Source organism: Rhodococcus sp. P-2, from assembly GCF_016598535.1.
Lineage (GTDB): Bacteria > Actinomycetota > Actinomycetes > Mycobacteriales > Mycobacteriaceae > Rhodococcus_F > Rhodococcus_F baikonurensis.
Genome location: NZ_CP066779.1, coordinates 2,363,665 through 2,379,572 on the forward strand (window position 1 = coordinate 2,363,665; position 15,908 = coordinate 2,379,572).

The following is a 15,908-nucleotide window of genomic DNA, read 5'->3' on the forward strand; positions in this document are numbered from 1 at the left end:
TCAACCACGCCCGACGTACGGCATACGGTTGGCCATGATCGTCAGAGTCGGGACATTCACGTCGAGTGGTAGATCTATCAGTTGCACAACGGTGTCCGCCACATGACGTGGATCGAACGTCGGCTCCGGCTTGGTGGTGCCGTCGGATTGTCTGGCGGAGTGGCCGATTCCGGCTGTCATATCAGTTGCCGCATTACCGATGTCGATTTGACTGCAGCAGATGTCGAACTCTCGGCCGTCGAGAGAGATCGACTTCGTCAAGCCTGACACACCGTGTTTGCTCGCCGTGTAGGCGGCGCTGTCGGGCCGTGGTGTGTGAGCAGAGAGCGAACCGTTGTTGATGATCCGGCCTCCTCTCGGATCCTGCGTTTTCATGATCCGAATCGCTTCACGCGCACAAAGGAATACACCGGTGAGATTGGCTGCGACCGTCGCGTTCCAGGCTTCAGGATCGATCTCGTCCACACTCCCCGATGGCCCGAATGTCCCTGCGTTGTTGACAAGCACATCGAGTCTGCCGAAACGCTCAGACACAGACGCGAACAACCGGTGAACCGAATCGGGCGAAGACACATCAGCGGGAATTACCACTGAGCGCTCGTGACTCGCCCCCGTCGCATCCAAACTCGCTCTGTTTCGACCGGCCAGTACAACATGGTGTCCGGCGTCGAGTAGACCGATGGCCATTGCGCGGCCGAGTCCTGACCCTGCACCGGTCACGACCACGACTCGGCTCACGCGCTCAGTGATTGTCACCGTGTACCTCCGTTCCACGCTTGCCTACCAGGAAATCGAAATCGACCCCACGGTCAGCCTGCATCACATGATCTACGAACAGTCGTTGATACCCACTCGTGCACTTTTGTACGCCCGGCGGCAACGCCTCGAGACGCCTGGCCAGCTCGTCATCGTCGACGAGTACACGCAAAACCCCACGAGCGACATCCAATTCGATCAAATCACCATCCTTGACTGCGCCCAGCGGTCCACCCGCTGCCGCCTCGGGTGCAACGTGCAAAACGACTGTGCCGAAGGCGGTTCCACTCATTCGCGCATCGGAGATCCTCACCATGTCTCGCACACCCTGCTCGAGCAACTTCCGCGGAAGCGGTAGATTACCTACCTCTGGCATCCCCGGAAACCCCTTCGGCCCCGCACCGGTGAGGACGATGACGTCCCCGGCCTCGATGTCGAGATCCGGCGAGTCGACGCGCGCCGTGAAGTCATCCATTCCGTGAAACACGACGGCACGACCCACGTGGTTGAGCAAGTCCGGCGACGCCGCAGATGGCTTGATCACTGCACCGTTCGGCGCGAGGTTGCCAGTCAGCACCGCTATGCCGGCTTGCTCCAGCAACGGTGCCGTCGTGCTACGAATTACGTCGCGGTCCCAGATTGCTTCACCGAAGTTGTTTTCACCGAGCGTCTTTCCGGTAACTGTGGCGGCGGTCAGATGGAGGATGTCTCCGAGCTCGGCGATCACCGCAGGCAGCCCGCCGGCGTAGAAGAAATCTTCCATCAAGTAGGTGCCCGAGGGCATGAGGTTGACCAGCAGAGGAACGTCACGACTCTGCTCGCCGAAATCGCTGAGCTCGAGGGGTATTTCCAGTCTTCCGGCGATGGCAAGCAGATGCACCACAGCGTTGGTGGACCCACCGATCGCCGTGTTCACTTTGATCGCATTCTCGAACGAATTTCGGTCGACGACCGAAGACATCGTCAGGTTCTCAGCGACCATCTCCACGATGCGCACGCCGCTGTCGCGTGCAAGTACACGTCGCCGTGAATCCACTGCCGGGATCGCGGCATTACCGGGGAGCGTGAGTCCCAAGGTCTCGACAATCGACGCCATCGTGGACGCCGTGCCCATCGTGTTGCAGTGCCCTGGTGACCGGGACATCGCCGATTCCGCTGCTCTGAAATCACATTCGCTCATGCACCCGGCTCGCACTGCCTCACTCATCTCGAACACCGAGGTTCCAGATCCGACAGTCTTACCTTGATGGCGGCCGTTCAACATGGGCCCGCCGGATACGACGATCGTGGGGAGGTCACAACTGGCCGCGCCCATCACCAATGCAGGGGTGGTTTTGTCGCAGCCGCAGAGCAGTACGACGCCGTCGACCGGATTGGCTCGGATCGACTCCTCCACGTCCATGCTGACGAGGTTGCGATAGAGCATCGTGGTGGGGCGGATGATCGTCTCACCCAATGACATCACCGGAAACTCAACTGGAAATCCGCCCGCTTCGATGACACCCAGTCGCACCTGCTCGGCCAGATCTCTGAAGTGAGCGTTGCACGGCGTGAGCTCGGAATACGTGTTGCAGATACCGATAACCGGTCGGCCGTCGAACATCCGATCAGGGATACCCTGGTTCTTCATCCACGAGCGGTGGATGAATGCATTGAGATCATTGCCTCCGAACCAATCCTGCGAGCGAAGTGTTCTACTCGTCGGTGTTCTACTCATCCGAACCCTCCAAACCAAGGATTGCCCTTGCCTCCCCAGGTGTTGCAGGCTGCATTCCGAGCCGCTGGACGATGTCGACGATGTTCTCCACCAAACGAACGTTCTCGGCCGGCTCCCCATTCGCGAGAAACGGATAGTCTTCGATTCCCACACGCACGTGCCCACCGAGCACGAGTGCATGAGTCAGACCACGCAGTTGATCTGGCCCGCTGATGCTCACGGAGAAGACCGATTTCTCCGGTAGGTGTTCCACCATCTGCTGCAAGATCTGCGGGGAGTACGGCATCGCATTCTGAAAAGTTCGATCAAGTCCCAGTACAAGATTGACGAGGTGCGGGCCAGGCTGCTCTTCGGTCAACGTACGTATCTCCTGGAGCAGATGTGACGGGCTGAAGGCCTCCCATTCAGGTTTGATTCCTAGTTTGCGCATTGACGCTGCCAGTTCGGCGGCACGACTGGGCGGCGTGTCCATCAGTACCTCACCGACCGGTGAGGTCACATAGGCCGTGATGGCATCGAGGGTGCATGTGTCTGCTCCGCCATGCAGGCCCTGGAGCCTCGCGTCCCAGTCCACGATGCGCGTTCCGTCACTGCGAACACTCACCATGTCACCGTTGACTCCGCCGCCGGTCGAGTTGTTGATCACGATGTCGCAGCTTTGGCGGACAAAAGTATTCATCCGCCGATAGATTGCGGCATCACAGGTCGCTTGATCGTCTGGTCGTCGAGCATGAAGTGCTGCCACGCTGGCTCCAGCGCTGTGGCAGCGTGCCACATCCGCCGCAATCTGTTCAGGCTGAGTCGGAATGAACGGATTGTCGGCAACAGTGAGGAAGCCACCCGTCGGGGCAACTGTGACGATGACCTTGTCTCGCAGATCGCTCATGCCGGAACGCTCTTGTAGCTGGATGCGGCGAAGAACATGGCAATCGCCGATGCCCCGGGGTCCTCGACGCCCCTGGCGTGTTCTCCCACGTAGGCCGCGCGTCCGCGGCGGGCGAGCATCGCGCGAGTCGATTCGGCACCGAGCCTCGCAGCCGTGGCCGCAGAGTTCAAGGCAGCGGACAAGGTTGCCCCGCTGACTGCCGCCTCGGTCAATGCGCTGGTTGCGGGGACCATGGCGTCGACCATGGTCTTGTGACCCACCTGGGCATTGCCGAGACGCTGCACCGCAGCTGTCGCCGTACCTAGGGCAGAAGCCAAGTCTGTTGCGGTCACTTCAACTCCAGAGACTGCTCCGATCCGGCCGAACCACAGACCGAGAAGTGGTCCGCTTGTCCCACCGATGTCGAGAAACGCATCCGACGTACGGGCGAACACTTCACCAGGACTGGTCGGCGGGTCGGAACGAAGTCGTTGCACCGCACTTCGCAGGCCCGTCCGCAGATTCATTCCGAAATCGCCGTCTCCGACGAGCCGGTCCAAATCTGTGAGGGAATCGAATTGATCTTCGGCGGCATCGGCAAATCGGTCGATCCACGCCCGAGTGTCCCCGACGCTCAACATTGTCATCATGAAACTCTTTTCAGTAGTGCATATTCGAGTTACCAAGCGAGTGCGGGAGTGCGTACCGTTGCATCCCAGAGATCCAGAAACTCCTCGGTCGAACGGAGAAGGGTGATAGAGAGCCCGTGCATATCCAATGCAGTGACGAAAGAACCTGCAATCACACGATCCAAACCGATACCGGCATCCTCGAGAAAAGACTTTAATTCTGCAGTGGCAATCGATAATTCGAGTCCATGGGTTGCCCCTAGCCCATTCACTATCGCTATCACACCGTCCCCGCGCTCCACCCCGACAGCATCGAGGATCGGCTCCGACAACTGCGCCACGAGTTCGGCTGCAGGAACCGTCGGACGCGTCTCACGTCCACGCTCGCCATGGATTCCGATGCCGAACTCCATCTCCCCCGGCGCCAGTTCGAAGGACGGACGATCCTGTCCGGGAGCCGTGCACGAGCGGAAAGCTGCACCCAACGTCGCCGACGCCGCCACCACCCGGCGCCCCAAGTCAGCGATCTCGGAAAGCGCCCAGTGCCGTTCCGCGGCCGCCCCACAAATCTTCTCCACGGCAATTACCGCAGCGGTACCACGACGTCCAGGTCCACCCTCGTCTGCAGTCGTCGTCGCGAGATCGTCGTCGACCATCACGATCTCCACTTGCCGCTCAGTTCCGAGTAACTCGGCCGCGATCGAGAAATTCAGTTTGTCTCCGGTGTAGTTCTTCACGATGAGAAGGGCACCCCGTCCGGTCTCGACAGCATTGACCGCAGCGCGGATCTGAAAGGCTGTGGGACTGGCGAAGACCGACCCAGGAACTGCGGCGTCCAACATGCCGGATCCGACGAACTCCGCGTGTAGCGGCTCATGCCCGGCCCCGCCACCCGAGACCAACACAACTTTGTCTCGGGCGACAACCGCGCGAGTCACAAACGACGGATCTCGGTGGTAGGAGAGCATTTCCGGGTGCAGGATCTGAAGTCCTTCGAGCGCTTCGCGGACTACATCCTCGGGCCGATTGACCACATGGCCGATCATGACGAACTCTCGGACGCCGACATTGGACCGACAGGGAAGCAAACCGCGAACGCACTCACACACGTGCGAACATTGTCACCGACCCGTATCCCAGCCGACGCCGCGGGTTCGTTGACGTAGGAGACAGTTCCGTTGTGCCACATATCCATTCCATTGCTGATTTCGGCAGAGTCGTGACTGACCGCTACGCCGGCAAGTCCCGCATCTCCCATGCGGACGATTCCGATGATCCCTGCGTTATCCTTGCCGATTCCGGCATCGTTCAGCACAGCCAACGCACAGCCCGTCGCAATCGCCATCCGCCCTGACTCTTGACCGCCGTTGGATGCCGCAACGACGATGCGGTCGCGGTCCGACCGTTCGATCTGCGACATACTGTCCATGACGACAATCTGTCTACCGTTCTCCACACCGACAATGTTCCGAAACATCAGTCGACGCTCCTCTCTATCAGTGCCAGCACTTCTTCGGAAACGCGGCTGCCCACACGCACACCCGCTGCGACCGCAGTCGGATTGGCATACGTCACGATGCCGCACTCCCACACGTCGTTGCCATCTCCGATACGCGAACTCTCGTGTCCGACTGCAATGCCGACGATCTTCTGGGCATCGATCGCAGCCAAGCCTGCGATTCCGGCCTTGTTCTTCCCTATGCCGGCGTCATTGCACACCACAACACGAACCCCGAACCCGACGGCGTACTCTCCAGCACTCGTCCCTCCGTGTGATCCGGTCACGATCACATCACCGGCCTGAGCCGAAGAAGCAAACGCAATCGAATCCATGATCCACACCCTCTTTCCGTTAGAGGAATGAACCAAAGTAGGTTCGGCACCTTCGGTTTCAACTACTCGCATGGCCATCCACCCCTAGAATTCGACGTGCCTGATCAGGACTTGCGGGTTCACGCCCGTACCGCCGAGCGATCGAAACAACTTCGGTGACCAGATCAGGTGTGGAGGGATATCCCAGTTCTTCGTAGTGGTAGTCACCGGCTCCGATTGCAACGTGGCCCCCGCGCTTGATCGACTCTTCAGCTGCTGCAAGAACATTGCCTCGGTAGGCCGAGACGATCCACTCCACTGGAAGATCAGCCGGCAGGAGGTCCAGTTGCGCACGTAGCCCTGCCGCTGTCGCCGGATGTGCAGCCGGAAACTCGTCACCACCGAGAATGAAAGCGATCACCAATGGTGACGACGGATTCCGCACCCTTGCGTGGGCGAAGATCGCGCGCGTCCAACTCACGTTGAATGACGTCTGGTATGGCGTCATTCCCAATTCACCAGCGCGCGAAAGTAACTCGATCTGTGTTCGAGTGTCGTTGACGAAGACCCTGGAATCGGTTGCGAACAAGCCTGTCGTCGCATCGATCAAGTCCATCGCCGCACAACCCATATCGACGACCAAGAAGTCGGAACGTCGTTTCGGATCACTTTGGTTCGGGGCAAGATTCGACAGCCGCTCATCTATCGTGTAGCCGGGAACATTGGCCATCGACGGCGCAAGCAGCAGATTCGATACCGCCCGAACCCGCTCGACGATCTCTCCGTAGGTCGCCGCCGAGTGATCCACGCCGCCGTCCACGGCTCGACCGTGAAAATGCATCAACGACGCCCCCGCATCCTCACAAGCGCGGGCGGTGTCGGCTATTTCGCTGGGCGTCCACGGAATGTGGGGATTGGGTGCGCGCATGGTGTTCTCGTTGACGTGCACTCCGATGATTACCGGTTTCTCCGTTGTATTGGACGTTGTGTCAAGAGTCATGTCGCTCCTTCGCAAGATTCCAACCGGCTGTCATCGACTGACCTCCGTCGACCGTCCACGTCTGACCCGTCACGAAACCGGCGCCGGGACCAGCGACAAAGGTCACGACTTCGGCAATCTCAGCCGGCTCCGCGTAACGGCTCAACGGGATCGACTGCAAGATGGCGCTCTGCATTTCAGGGCTCTGGGCCCGACTGGCGAGCGGGGTCAGGGTCGATCCGGGCGCGACGCAGTTGACTCGGATCCCCTCGCCGGCGAGCTCGATCGCGAGTTGTGTGGTCAACGCGACCACGCCACCTTTCGAGGCGGAATACGCAGCGCGGTCTACGCTGCCGCGTAGGCCGGAAACCGAGGCAATTGTCACCACCGATCCGCCGCCATCTCCGGCGAGCAGATCCACGAACTCCCTGACCACCGCAAACGTGGAAACGAGGTTCAGCTCGAGGGTTCGCCTGAATCGATCGGGTGTGGTGTGCCGGATCGGCGCGTTGTCCGCGGTTCCCGCCGAGGTCACAACCGTGTCGACACGACCGAACAGCTTCTCGGCGACGTCGCGAAGCCGTCGGATATCCCCCTCATCGGTGACATCCACTCGAACGCCGACTGTCCGTGTATCTGGTTCTGGCGCAGTGTCTCCGGATGTATGCGACAGGTCGGCAGAGATGACATTCCAACCCAAGTCGGCGAATCGTTTGCACGTTGCCAGGCCAATCCCCGATGCGCCACCAGTGACGATCGCTACCTTCCTACTCACGACTACAGCACCTTCCTCATGTCGCGAATGGGATTCGACCCGTCCCACTCCTTCGATGCAGCCTCGACTGCGCGAAACAGATCACCCTTCCTTCCCCTGACCTCCGAGATTTCGATGACTGTTCCCGGATACGGGCCGTCCTCGTAGTACACGAATCGCTCGTCCGGAGCGCCACTACCGGACCTACCACTCTGCAATTCGACAAGCCCTCGGTTCTTGGATTCCTCCATATATCGATCGAAATCCGTTGTCCAGTAGGCAACATGTTGAAGTCCTTCGAGCCCGCGATCTGCGAACTCGCGAAATGCCGACGGCTCATCGTTGTGTTGTTGAATCAGCTCGATCTGCGCGCTTCCGCTGTGCGCGAGCGCCACACTGAATCGAGGCGCACTCGACTTGCCACGGAAGACGAAGTCGTTCAACGGTTGGTCCTCCACGAAGAAGAAGGGGCCAACGCCGACAACGTCGATCCAATGCTTCAGCGCGCTGTCGATGTCGTTGACCACAAAACCCAATTGGCGCAAAGGCCCGAAGTATCTACTCACGAAGTCCTCGTTTGTTCGTTGCCGACGAAACCACGGTCGACGACTGTGATCCTGATAAGTGATGATGTCCTGCGCATGCTCGCCTGAAGAATGAAGAATTCCCGTTGATCGGGAATCTTCCGGGCCGAGACTCGGCTCAAACCTGCTCAGGTGCAACCAAGGTTCCGGCGTCGCGCTCCGCCCGGTAATCCAGAGTCAGTTGGGCGTTGGCCTTGTCGGCCTTTCTGGTGATCACCTTGAGCAGCAGCACGATCAATGCTGCCGTCGCCAGCACCGCGGAGTACACCCCGATCGCCGGTGTGAAACTGTTGGTCGCGTCCTTGATCCATCCGGTGACCTGTGGACCGAAATAGCCTCCGAGGTTACCCATTCCGTTGATGACACCGAAACCTGCCGCCAAGGCAGCGCCGGTAAGGAAGCTCGAAGGCATGGTGATGAAGATGCTCATCGAACTGTAGAGACCGATCCCGGCGATGCAGAATCCGAAGATGGCGACAACAGGTGTGGTGAAGAACAGCGCAGCAATAGCAAAACCGAGTGCTGCGACCGATGCGGCGATGGCGAAGTGCACGGGGCGCTCTCCGGCGCGGTCCGAATGGCGCGTCCACCAGATCATCGGTCCGATCGCAATCAGTGCAGGTAGTGCGGCAACCCATCCGATCTGATTGGTGCTCATCCCGAATTGCGCGTAAATCTGCGGCATCCAAATCTGGAAACCGTTGAGGCTGAAGGTGAAACAAATGAACACGGCGATCAACACCAGTACTCGTGGGTGCACGAGTCCCTGGAGGAAGCTGTGCTTACCGACGACCGCTTCGCGCTCTTGCGCCTCCGACTCGAGCGTATCGGTGAGCCAACCGCGTTCTTCCTCGGAGAGGAACTCCGCCTCGGAAGGCTTGTCCCGCAGAACCTTGTAGATCACAAACGCCATGACCACGGCGGGGACGCCGGTGAGAATGAATACCCATCGCCATCCGGAAAGCCCGAGAAAGCCGTCGATAGCCATCAGGTGCGTGGTGATCGGAGTACCCAGGCCGGAGATACAGATGAAGGTCACGATCCACGCCATTGCTTTGCCTCGATCCCGATTCGGGAACCACTTCGAGACGAAGAACAGCATGCCGGGCGAAAAGCCGGCTTCGGCAATACCCAACAGGAATCGTGCTGCCACCAATCCGCTGGCACCCTGAACGAACGCGGTTCCGATGGTGACCACGCCCCACGTGATCATGATTCGTGTGATCCAGCGCCGCGCACCGACCTTTGTGAGGATGTAGTTGCTCGGGGGTTCGCAGATCGTGTAACTCCAGAAATAGATTCCGGCCGCAAACCCGAACATCGAGGCCGATATTCCGAGTTCTTTGTTCATCGTCAATGCTGCAACGCCGATGTTCAATCGGTCGAGATACAGGACGATGTATGCCAATCCGATGACCGGCATGAAGCGGAGCATGACCTTCCGGACGGTCCTGGCCGGAAGGGGAAGTTGCTCGGTGACTGTTCTTTCGTGACGCATGATTCACCTCGTACTCATTCGAACACATCATTGTGATGGCTGACACAGAGACGATGCGGGTCGCGGTTCGAACTTCACAGACACGATTCCCGATGATCGGTACTCGATTCGTGAGCAATCGACCGGCCGGGGTGACAAGAAGGCGGAGTGCCTGTCGGTTTCGACAGGCACTCCGCGCGGTGAAACATAGGCGTTCCGGGGGCATTCAGCCAGTCAGCTCACTCTTGATCTCGTTCTTGAGAACTTTACCGACCTTGGAGCGAGGTAGATCGTCCCAGACGATGACTTGCTTCGGAGTCTTCACACTTCCGATGCGAGCTTTCACGAAAGCCATCACCTCGGCGCCGTCGATAGCGGCGCCGAGGTGTGGCTGCACCACTGCCACAACACGTTCGCCCCACTTGTCGTCCGGCAATCCGATGACTCCGCAGTCCTGGATCCCCGGATACGCCATGAGCGCCTGCTCCACCTCGACCGAGTAGACGTTGAAACCGCCCGTGATGATCATGTCTTTTGCACGATCGACGATGAACAGGAAATTGTCCTCGTCCAGGTACCCGATGTCGCCGGTGTGATGCCAGCCGTGAGCCGACGCTTCCGCGGTCGCGTCGGGGTTCTTGTAATAGCCCGCCATCACCAACGAACTGCGGATCACCACCTCACCACGCTCCCCGCGGTCGAGCAGTGCGCCTTTGTCGTCCATGATCCCCACGGTCACCAACGGCGACGGTCGACCGGCCGAGGAAAGTCGCGACGTTGCGACAGTGCCGTCCGGGCCGAAGTGTTCCTTCGGTGACATCGTCGAGATCATCATGGGGGCTTCACTTTGCCCGAACAGCTGAGCCATGACCGGGCCGATCTTGTCGATCGCCTCCTCGAGCCTGGTCGGGGAGATCGGTGCCGCGCCGTACCAGAAGCACTGCAACGAGCTGAGATCCGTGGCCGCAAGGCTCTCGTGCTCGAGCAACATGTAGATGAGCGTCGGCGGCAGGAAGGTGTGAGTCACCTTGTGCTTCTGAACGTTCGCGAGGAAGTACCCGAGATCGGGCTTCGGCATGATCACCACTTCGCCGCCGAGGGCCATGATCGGGAAGCACAGAACACCGGCGGCGTGAGTCAACGGCGCCAACGCCAGATACACCGGTCGTCCCTCGAACGGATAGCTCATCAAGGTGATGGCCGTCATCGTCTCGATGTTGTGCCCGGTCAGCATCACGCCCTTCGGCCGACCCGTCGTACCACCGGTGCCGACCAGCATAGTGACGTCGTCGGGTGCAACGACATCGAGTTCTTGTTCCCCGAGCCAGCTTTCGAGAGACAGAGCCGATTCCCATTCGCCGTCGATGCAGACGAGCGTCACCAACTGGGGAAGCGCGTCCTTGATCTGGTCGACCAGCGACGCGTACGACTTCTGGAAGAACAGCGCACGACAGTCGAACAGATCCAACAGATCCCGATTTTCCGCGGCTTCGTTACGAGGGTTGATCGGGCACCAGACCGCGCCGGCCCTGCTGATACCGAACACGCAGGAGAACGAGATCGGGTCATTGCCGGACAGAATCGCGACCTTCTCGTCCGGCCCGATGCCCGAAGCCGCGAGCGACGCTGCGAAGCGTCGACTGAACTGTTGCACCTCGCCGTAGGAGAGAGTGCGCTCCCCCATCGTCAAACACGGTGCGGTGGAACCCAGAGAGGCTCCCTTGTCGAGATAGTCGGTCAAACGCATGGGGAGCCTCCAGGGCGGGGCTCCCGGCGCGATGCACGCCGGGAGCCGTGAACATGATGACGAGGATGACGAGCTAGGCGTTGATGGTTACTTCCGGTTCCAGCGCCAGCCCGAAACTACGTAGCGCGCCGAGCAGTTCGCGATGGCCGAACGCCTGGCACGCCGAGGCAAGCCCGGTCCGCTTGGGCGCCTGCTGAAGCAGCGAATGTGCTGCATATGCATGCAGTAGGCCCGTCTGCTTGTAGTTGCAGTTGCCGTGGATCACGACGTGCGAGCGACCGAGCGGGCCCGACGCGTAGACGGAGTCCAATGAGGTGTTGATACGCGGATTCTCACGAGGCGGCATACCAGCCTGCACCGAACCGGCGATCTCGGCCAGGGCGGCTTCCTGCTCGTCGGCAGGCAGGGTTTTGATCTGCTCCTCCACGATCTTCTGTGTCGCGACAACACCTTCCATCACGGTGCGGTCGAAGACACCGCCCGCAGCCTTGACGTTGGAAACTCGCGGATCGTTCTTGAACCACACCGGGTGACACGTTCCGCCCCACGGCAATGCCAGCGCGGTTTCGTGCTGGCCGGGAACGACGACGTCGAAAGTCTGACCGGGCGCCCACTGCACGTACTTGTTCTGCTCGAGGTAGTACCAGTTCGCCTTGAGGATGGTGAAGATCGTCTGAGTGGAGGCGTAAGTGGGGAATCCCTTCCACAGCACCAGAATGTCGAGCGTATCGAGGCCCGGCGTTTCCAGTGCGATGTTGGCCGCGATCTCACCGGTGGTGTACATCTGCGCGATGCCGGGTGAGAGAAGCAGGCCCTTCTCCTGGTACTTGTCGCTGAACTTCTCCTGGACGTCGAGTACCCAGTCCTGCTCACCGGTGGTGTCCATGTAGTGGCAACCGGCATTCAACGCGGCCTCCACGACGGTGCCGCCAAGCTTGATGAACGGCCCGACCATGTTGCTGACAACCTGTGCACCGGTGAACAATTCGGTGAGCGCCTCGACAGTGTGCTCGACCTCGACGACCTCGTGATCGACGGTGTCCAAACCGGGGATCTTGTCGAGTACCTCTTGAATGCGAGCGGCGTCTCGGCCGGCAGCGATGAACGGGATGTTGAACTCGCGCAGGTATTCACACACCAGGCGACCGGTGTACCCGGAGACGCCGTAGACGATGACTGGCTTCTTTTCGGACATGTTCGTGGAACCTTTCGAAGACGAGAGAAGGGGATAGTTACGAATCGGGGCGAGTTACATGCCCATTCCACCGTCGACCGGGAGGCCGATACCGGTGATGAATCGTGCGGCGTCGGAAGACAAGAACACCACGGCGTCCGCCATGTCGTTCACTTCACCGAGACGGCCGAGCGGGGTGAGACCGACGACGTCACCGACTGCTGCTTCGGCACTGGGCCAGAGGCCGAGCTTCTCCATGTCCGCCGCGAGTCCGAGCCCCATCTCGGTGGCTACGAGGCCCGGGTAGATGCAGTTGACGCGGACTCCGTAGCCGAGCTTGCCCGACTCTGCGGCGGCAACCCTGGTGAAGCGATCGACCGCGGACTTTGTCGCGGAGTACCCGCTGATGCCGGGAAAGGGAATGGTTGCGGCGACCGAGGAGATGTTGATGACGGAACCGCCGGTGCCGGCTACTCCGCCCGGACGCATGCTACGCAGTCCGTGTTTGGTTCCGAGCGCCGTTCCGAGGATGTTGACCTCACACATGCGCCGAATGTCGCCTGGATCGAGGTCGACCACCAGCGAGGAAATCTCGATGCCGGCGTTGTTGACGAGGATGTCGAAGCCACCGAGAGTCTCCGCGGTGGCAGCAACCGCCTCTGCCCAGTTCGCGTCGTCGGTGACGTCCAGCTTCACGAAGCCGGTCTTCACTCCGCCGGAACCGACAGCCTCCGCGGTGGCGCGGCCCTCGTCTTCGAGAACGTCGCCGATCATCACCGACGCTCCCGCCTTTGCCAACGCCTCAGCCATACCGGCTCCGAGCCCCTTGGCACCACCTGTGACCAGTGCTTTTCGTCCCTCGAGATCAAACACACTCATTTTCGACTGCCTCCATGACTGAAACGACTCTCGCGATGCCACCGTTCACAGCGACGCTGCCAAGTGGTGTGAGTCACAGAGTATTCAACTTTGGACGAGTGTCAAGAGAAATCTTGACGACTGTCAAGATTTCGTTACACGCTCGTCAAAGACCAGGGGTTACACTGGGTCGAACGCGGCGATCGTGCCGCTGTGGAAACCGCAGGGAACAGGACGTGCCATCGTGACCACGACAGTCGAGAAGCCAAGTGGGGCAGGAAAAAAGGCGGTTCCTGCCTCTTCGGAGAAGCGGTCCAACGCCGACAAGGTGTCACGTCGCCAGGTCGACAAGTTCTCCGAGCGACGCGATCAACTGGCCGAGGCGGCACTGCAAACACTGGCCGAACTGGGTTACGCACGCACGAGCCTGCGCGAAATCGCCCAGAATTCGGAGTTCTCACACGGCGTTCTGCACTACTACTTCAGCGACAAAGTCGACCTGATCACCCACTGCGTGCGCCACTACAAGGCGCGCTGCGTCACCCGCTACGACGGCATCGTCGCCACCGCTCAGACGCCGGAGGAACTGAAAGCCGGTTTCGGCGCGCTGCTCGCGGAGACCATGATCGAAGAACCGACGATGCACCGCCTCTGGTACGACCTGCGCGCGCAGTCGATGTTCGAGGAGTCGTTCCGAACGGACGTGGCCGCGATCGACGAGAGTCTCGAAAACATGATCTGGCGCATCGTGTCTCGCTACGCCGAGCTTCTCGACGTCGAAGCATCGGTCACCTCGCCGGCGATGTACGCGATCTTCGACGGCCTGTTCCAGCAGAGTCTGCTCCGCCATCTGTCCGGTGATCAGACTGCTGCGAACTATCTTTCGGAGAGCGTCCAGCAGATGCTGCCCCTGGTCGTGCCCACACCCTGAGTCGGCTCAGCGGGCAGCGATGCCTTCCGCGACGTACCTGGCTCCGCGATCGAATTCGCCGACCACGTCGTAGTCGGCGTCTTGCCGCCAGAAGCGGACCAACGCCCCGTAGGTACCACCGATCATCTGCGCGAGAAACAGCGGCGGGTAGTCCGATCTCACTTCGCCGGCTTCGATACCGGCAGTGACGATCCGCAGGAGTTCCACGTGGAACCGATGATCGTGGGCCGCCCCCGCTCCGGAGGAGGCGAAGTCGCGCTCCAGTTCTGCAGTCACCATGCGCAGATAGCGCGGATGCATGATCGCCTGTTGCGCAAAGTCCTGAAAAATCCTGGAGATCCGATCAGAGGTCGGCATCGGCGATTCCATGAGCTGATCCACCAGTGCCGCAAGCTGATCGAGGTGATCACTGTGCAGCGCCTCGAGAACCGAGTCCTTGCCCTGGAAGTAATTGAAGAAGGTGGCTCGCGACACCTCGGCTCGCTCGGCGATGTCGTCGACGGTCGTGCTGGCGAAACCCTGCGCCGAGAACAGAATTCGAGCAGCCGAGAGCAACCTGTCGTTGGTATCGCGCTTGTTCTGTTCTCGTTTGGAAATCACGTCGACCTGCCTTTCTCCGCCTCAGGACACAGTCTTCGCCACAGTCCGGAATGTGTCCAATGTCGGTCTCGCCAGTTGAAGCATCACCCCTTCGATAGATGGACTACAGTCCAATTATGTCGACTGTTTCCACAGACCGCCACGACCGCGTTCTCATCGTCAGGATCGAACGCGAAGAACGTCGCAATGCGATCAATCGTGAAACTGCCGAGGGAATCGAAGCCGCACTGAACCTTCTCGACGACGACCCCGATCTGTGGGTCGGCATCATCACCGGAACCCCCAGCATCTTTTGCGCCGGAACCGATATCCGAGAGCGGGCCGATCTTCGCATGCCCCGCGGCGGCGAGTACGGCGTCATTCGGCGCCGGCGGAACAAGCCCCTGATCGCTGCAGTCGAGGGATACGCGCTGGGTGGCGGTTTCGAAATCGCATTGGCCTGCGATCTGATCGTCGCCTCCGCCACAGCACAATTCGGCCTTCCCGAAACCAAACGCGGCCTGGTTGCGACGTCCGGTGCACTCTTTCGGGCGCCTCGCGCGCTTCCGATCAACGTCGCCCGCGAACTCTTGATCACCGGCCGCACACTGGATCCCGAACGGGCCAAGGACCTCGGCGTCGTCAATGCAGTCACTGCCGAGGGCAAAGCACTCGACGAGGCACTGGTGATGGCAGCGGAGATCTGCGAGTCCTCCCCCACCTCTGTGAGCTTGAGCCTGAAGGCGATCGACGCGCTCTACGCCGACGCCGACGCCGTCGGATGGGAGGTCACCGACGACGCCAAGGACGCAGTGTTGCGCTCCCCGGACATCGCCGAAGGGCTCGACGCCTTTGCCAGTCGTCGGACACCCCGATGGAGCGGACTGCCGCCCGCATGAGCGACCACGATCCGAGACAGATTCCCTATACGTCTGGTCGGAAAGGGTATGAACCGGTTACAGTCTCTCCTGTGACGGGAATCGGCGCATACGAGACGGGCACGCTGCTGACGCGGCGGCGCCATGTCGACTTTGCGCATGTCTGTA

The 15,908-nt window shown here is 60.3% G+C and carries 17 protein-coding genes; 2 read left to right on the forward strand and 15 right to left on the reverse strand.

Annotated features, from left to right (window positions below):
* From I7X09_RS11200 to I7X09_RS11260, 14 genes are all read right to left on the reverse strand, one after another.
* Positions 1-687: an SDR family oxidoreductase gene (locus tag I7X09_RS11200; RefSeq protein ID WP_442800596.1), complete on the reverse strand. Its 687-nt coding sequence runs from the start codon at positions 685-687 to the stop codon at positions 1-3.
* A gap of 55 nt (positions 688-742) precedes the next feature.
* Positions 743-2,473, reverse strand: coding sequence for an IlvD/Edd family dehydratase (locus I7X09_RS11205; protein ID WP_200316822.1), 1,731 nt, complete (start codon positions 2,471-2,473; stop codon positions 743-745).
* A complete protein-coding gene (locus I7X09_RS11210; RefSeq protein ID WP_095968423.1) occupies positions 2,466-3,359 on the reverse strand; it encodes a 3-keto-5-aminohexanoate cleavage protein in 894 nt (297 codons plus the stop codon). Before I7X09_RS11210 ends, I7X09_RS11205 begins: the two co-directional genes overlap by 8 nt.
* Entirely contained in the window at positions 3,356-3,985 is a 630-nt protein-coding gene (dhaL, locus tag I7X09_RS29390) for a dihydroxyacetone kinase subunit DhaL (RefSeq protein WP_234036881.1), read from the reverse strand. The genes I7X09_RS11210 and dhaL overlap by 4 nt, the downstream gene beginning before the upstream one ends.
* Positions 3,986-4,017: 32 nt before the next feature.
* Entirely contained in the window at positions 4,018-5,013 is a 996-nt protein-coding gene (locus I7X09_RS29395; RefSeq protein WP_095968422.1) for a dihydroxyacetone kinase subunit DhaK, read from the reverse strand.
* Positions 5,010-5,444 (reverse strand): hypothetical protein, encoded by a 435-nt coding sequence (locus tag I7X09_RS11220; RefSeq protein ID WP_166809079.1) that lies wholly within the window; start codon positions 5,442-5,444, stop codon positions 5,010-5,012. The genes I7X09_RS29395 and I7X09_RS11220 overlap by 4 nt, the downstream gene beginning before the upstream one ends.
* Positions 5,444-5,800, reverse strand: coding sequence for a hypothetical protein (locus I7X09_RS11225; protein WP_007732768.1), 357 nt, complete (start codon positions 5,798-5,800; stop codon positions 5,444-5,446). The genes I7X09_RS11220 and I7X09_RS11225 overlap by 1 nt, the downstream gene beginning before the upstream one ends.
* 58 nt (positions 5,801-5,858) lie before the next feature.
* On the reverse strand, positions 5,859-6,779 hold the full coding sequence (locus I7X09_RS11230; RefSeq protein WP_095968419.1) for a 3-keto-5-aminohexanoate cleavage protein: 921 nt from the start codon (positions 6,777-6,779) through the stop codon (positions 5,859-5,861).
* Positions 6,769-7,533, reverse strand: coding sequence for an SDR family NAD(P)-dependent oxidoreductase (locus I7X09_RS11235; protein ID WP_095968418.1), 765 nt, complete (start codon positions 7,531-7,533; stop codon positions 6,769-6,771). Before I7X09_RS11235 ends, I7X09_RS11230 begins: the two co-directional genes overlap by 11 nt.
* A gap of 2 nt (positions 7,534-7,535) precedes the next feature.
* Positions 7,536-8,078 (reverse strand): VOC family protein, encoded by a 543-nt coding sequence (locus tag I7X09_RS11240; RefSeq protein ID WP_234036882.1) that lies wholly within the window; start codon positions 8,076-8,078, stop codon positions 7,536-7,538.
* Positions 8,079-8,214: 136 nt separating this feature from the next.
* Positions 8,215-9,594, reverse strand: coding sequence for an MFS transporter (locus I7X09_RS11245; RefSeq protein ID WP_019745369.1), 1,380 nt, complete (start codon positions 9,592-9,594; stop codon positions 8,215-8,217).
* Positions 9,595-9,799: 205 nt separating this feature from the next.
* Complete coding sequence (locus I7X09_RS11250) at positions 9,800-11,320, reverse strand: AMP-binding protein (RefSeq protein ID WP_200316824.1); 1,521 nt, start codon at positions 11,318-11,320, stop codon at positions 9,800-9,802.
* A gap of 73 nt (positions 11,321-11,393) precedes the next feature.
* Positions 11,394-12,515 (reverse strand): DUF5938 domain-containing protein, encoded by a 1,122-nt coding sequence (locus I7X09_RS11255; RefSeq protein WP_003940189.1) that lies wholly within the window; start codon positions 12,513-12,515, stop codon positions 11,394-11,396.
* Positions 12,516-12,569: 54 nt separating this feature from the next.
* Complete coding sequence (locus I7X09_RS11260; protein ID WP_200316826.1) at positions 12,570-13,373, reverse strand: SDR family NAD(P)-dependent oxidoreductase; 804 nt, start codon at positions 13,371-13,373, stop codon at positions 12,570-12,572.
* A gap of 307 nt (positions 13,374-13,680) precedes the next feature.
* Between I7X09_RS11260 and I7X09_RS11265 the strand changes: the two genes are divergently transcribed.
* Positions 13,681-14,283 carry a TetR/AcrR family transcriptional regulator gene (locus I7X09_RS11265; RefSeq protein WP_095968842.1) on the forward strand — a complete coding sequence of 201 codons (603 nt, stop codon included), beginning with the start codon at positions 13,681-13,683 and terminating at the stop codon, positions 14,281-14,283.
* Positions 14,284-14,289: 6 nt separating this feature from the next.
* On the opposite strand, the gene I7X09_RS11270 is transcribed toward I7X09_RS11265, so the two are convergent.
* On the reverse strand, positions 14,290-14,883 hold the full coding sequence (locus I7X09_RS11270) for a TetR/AcrR family transcriptional regulator (RefSeq protein WP_003940428.1): 594 nt from the start codon (positions 14,881-14,883) through the stop codon (positions 14,290-14,292).
* Between the two features lie 116 nt (positions 14,884-14,999).
* Between I7X09_RS11270 and I7X09_RS11275 the strand changes: the two genes are divergently transcribed.
* Positions 15,000-15,761: an enoyl-CoA hydratase-related protein gene (locus I7X09_RS11275; protein ID WP_172436468.1), complete on the forward strand. Its 762-nt coding sequence runs from the start codon at positions 15,000-15,002 to the stop codon at positions 15,759-15,761.
* Positions 15,762-15,908 lie beyond the last annotated feature (147 nt).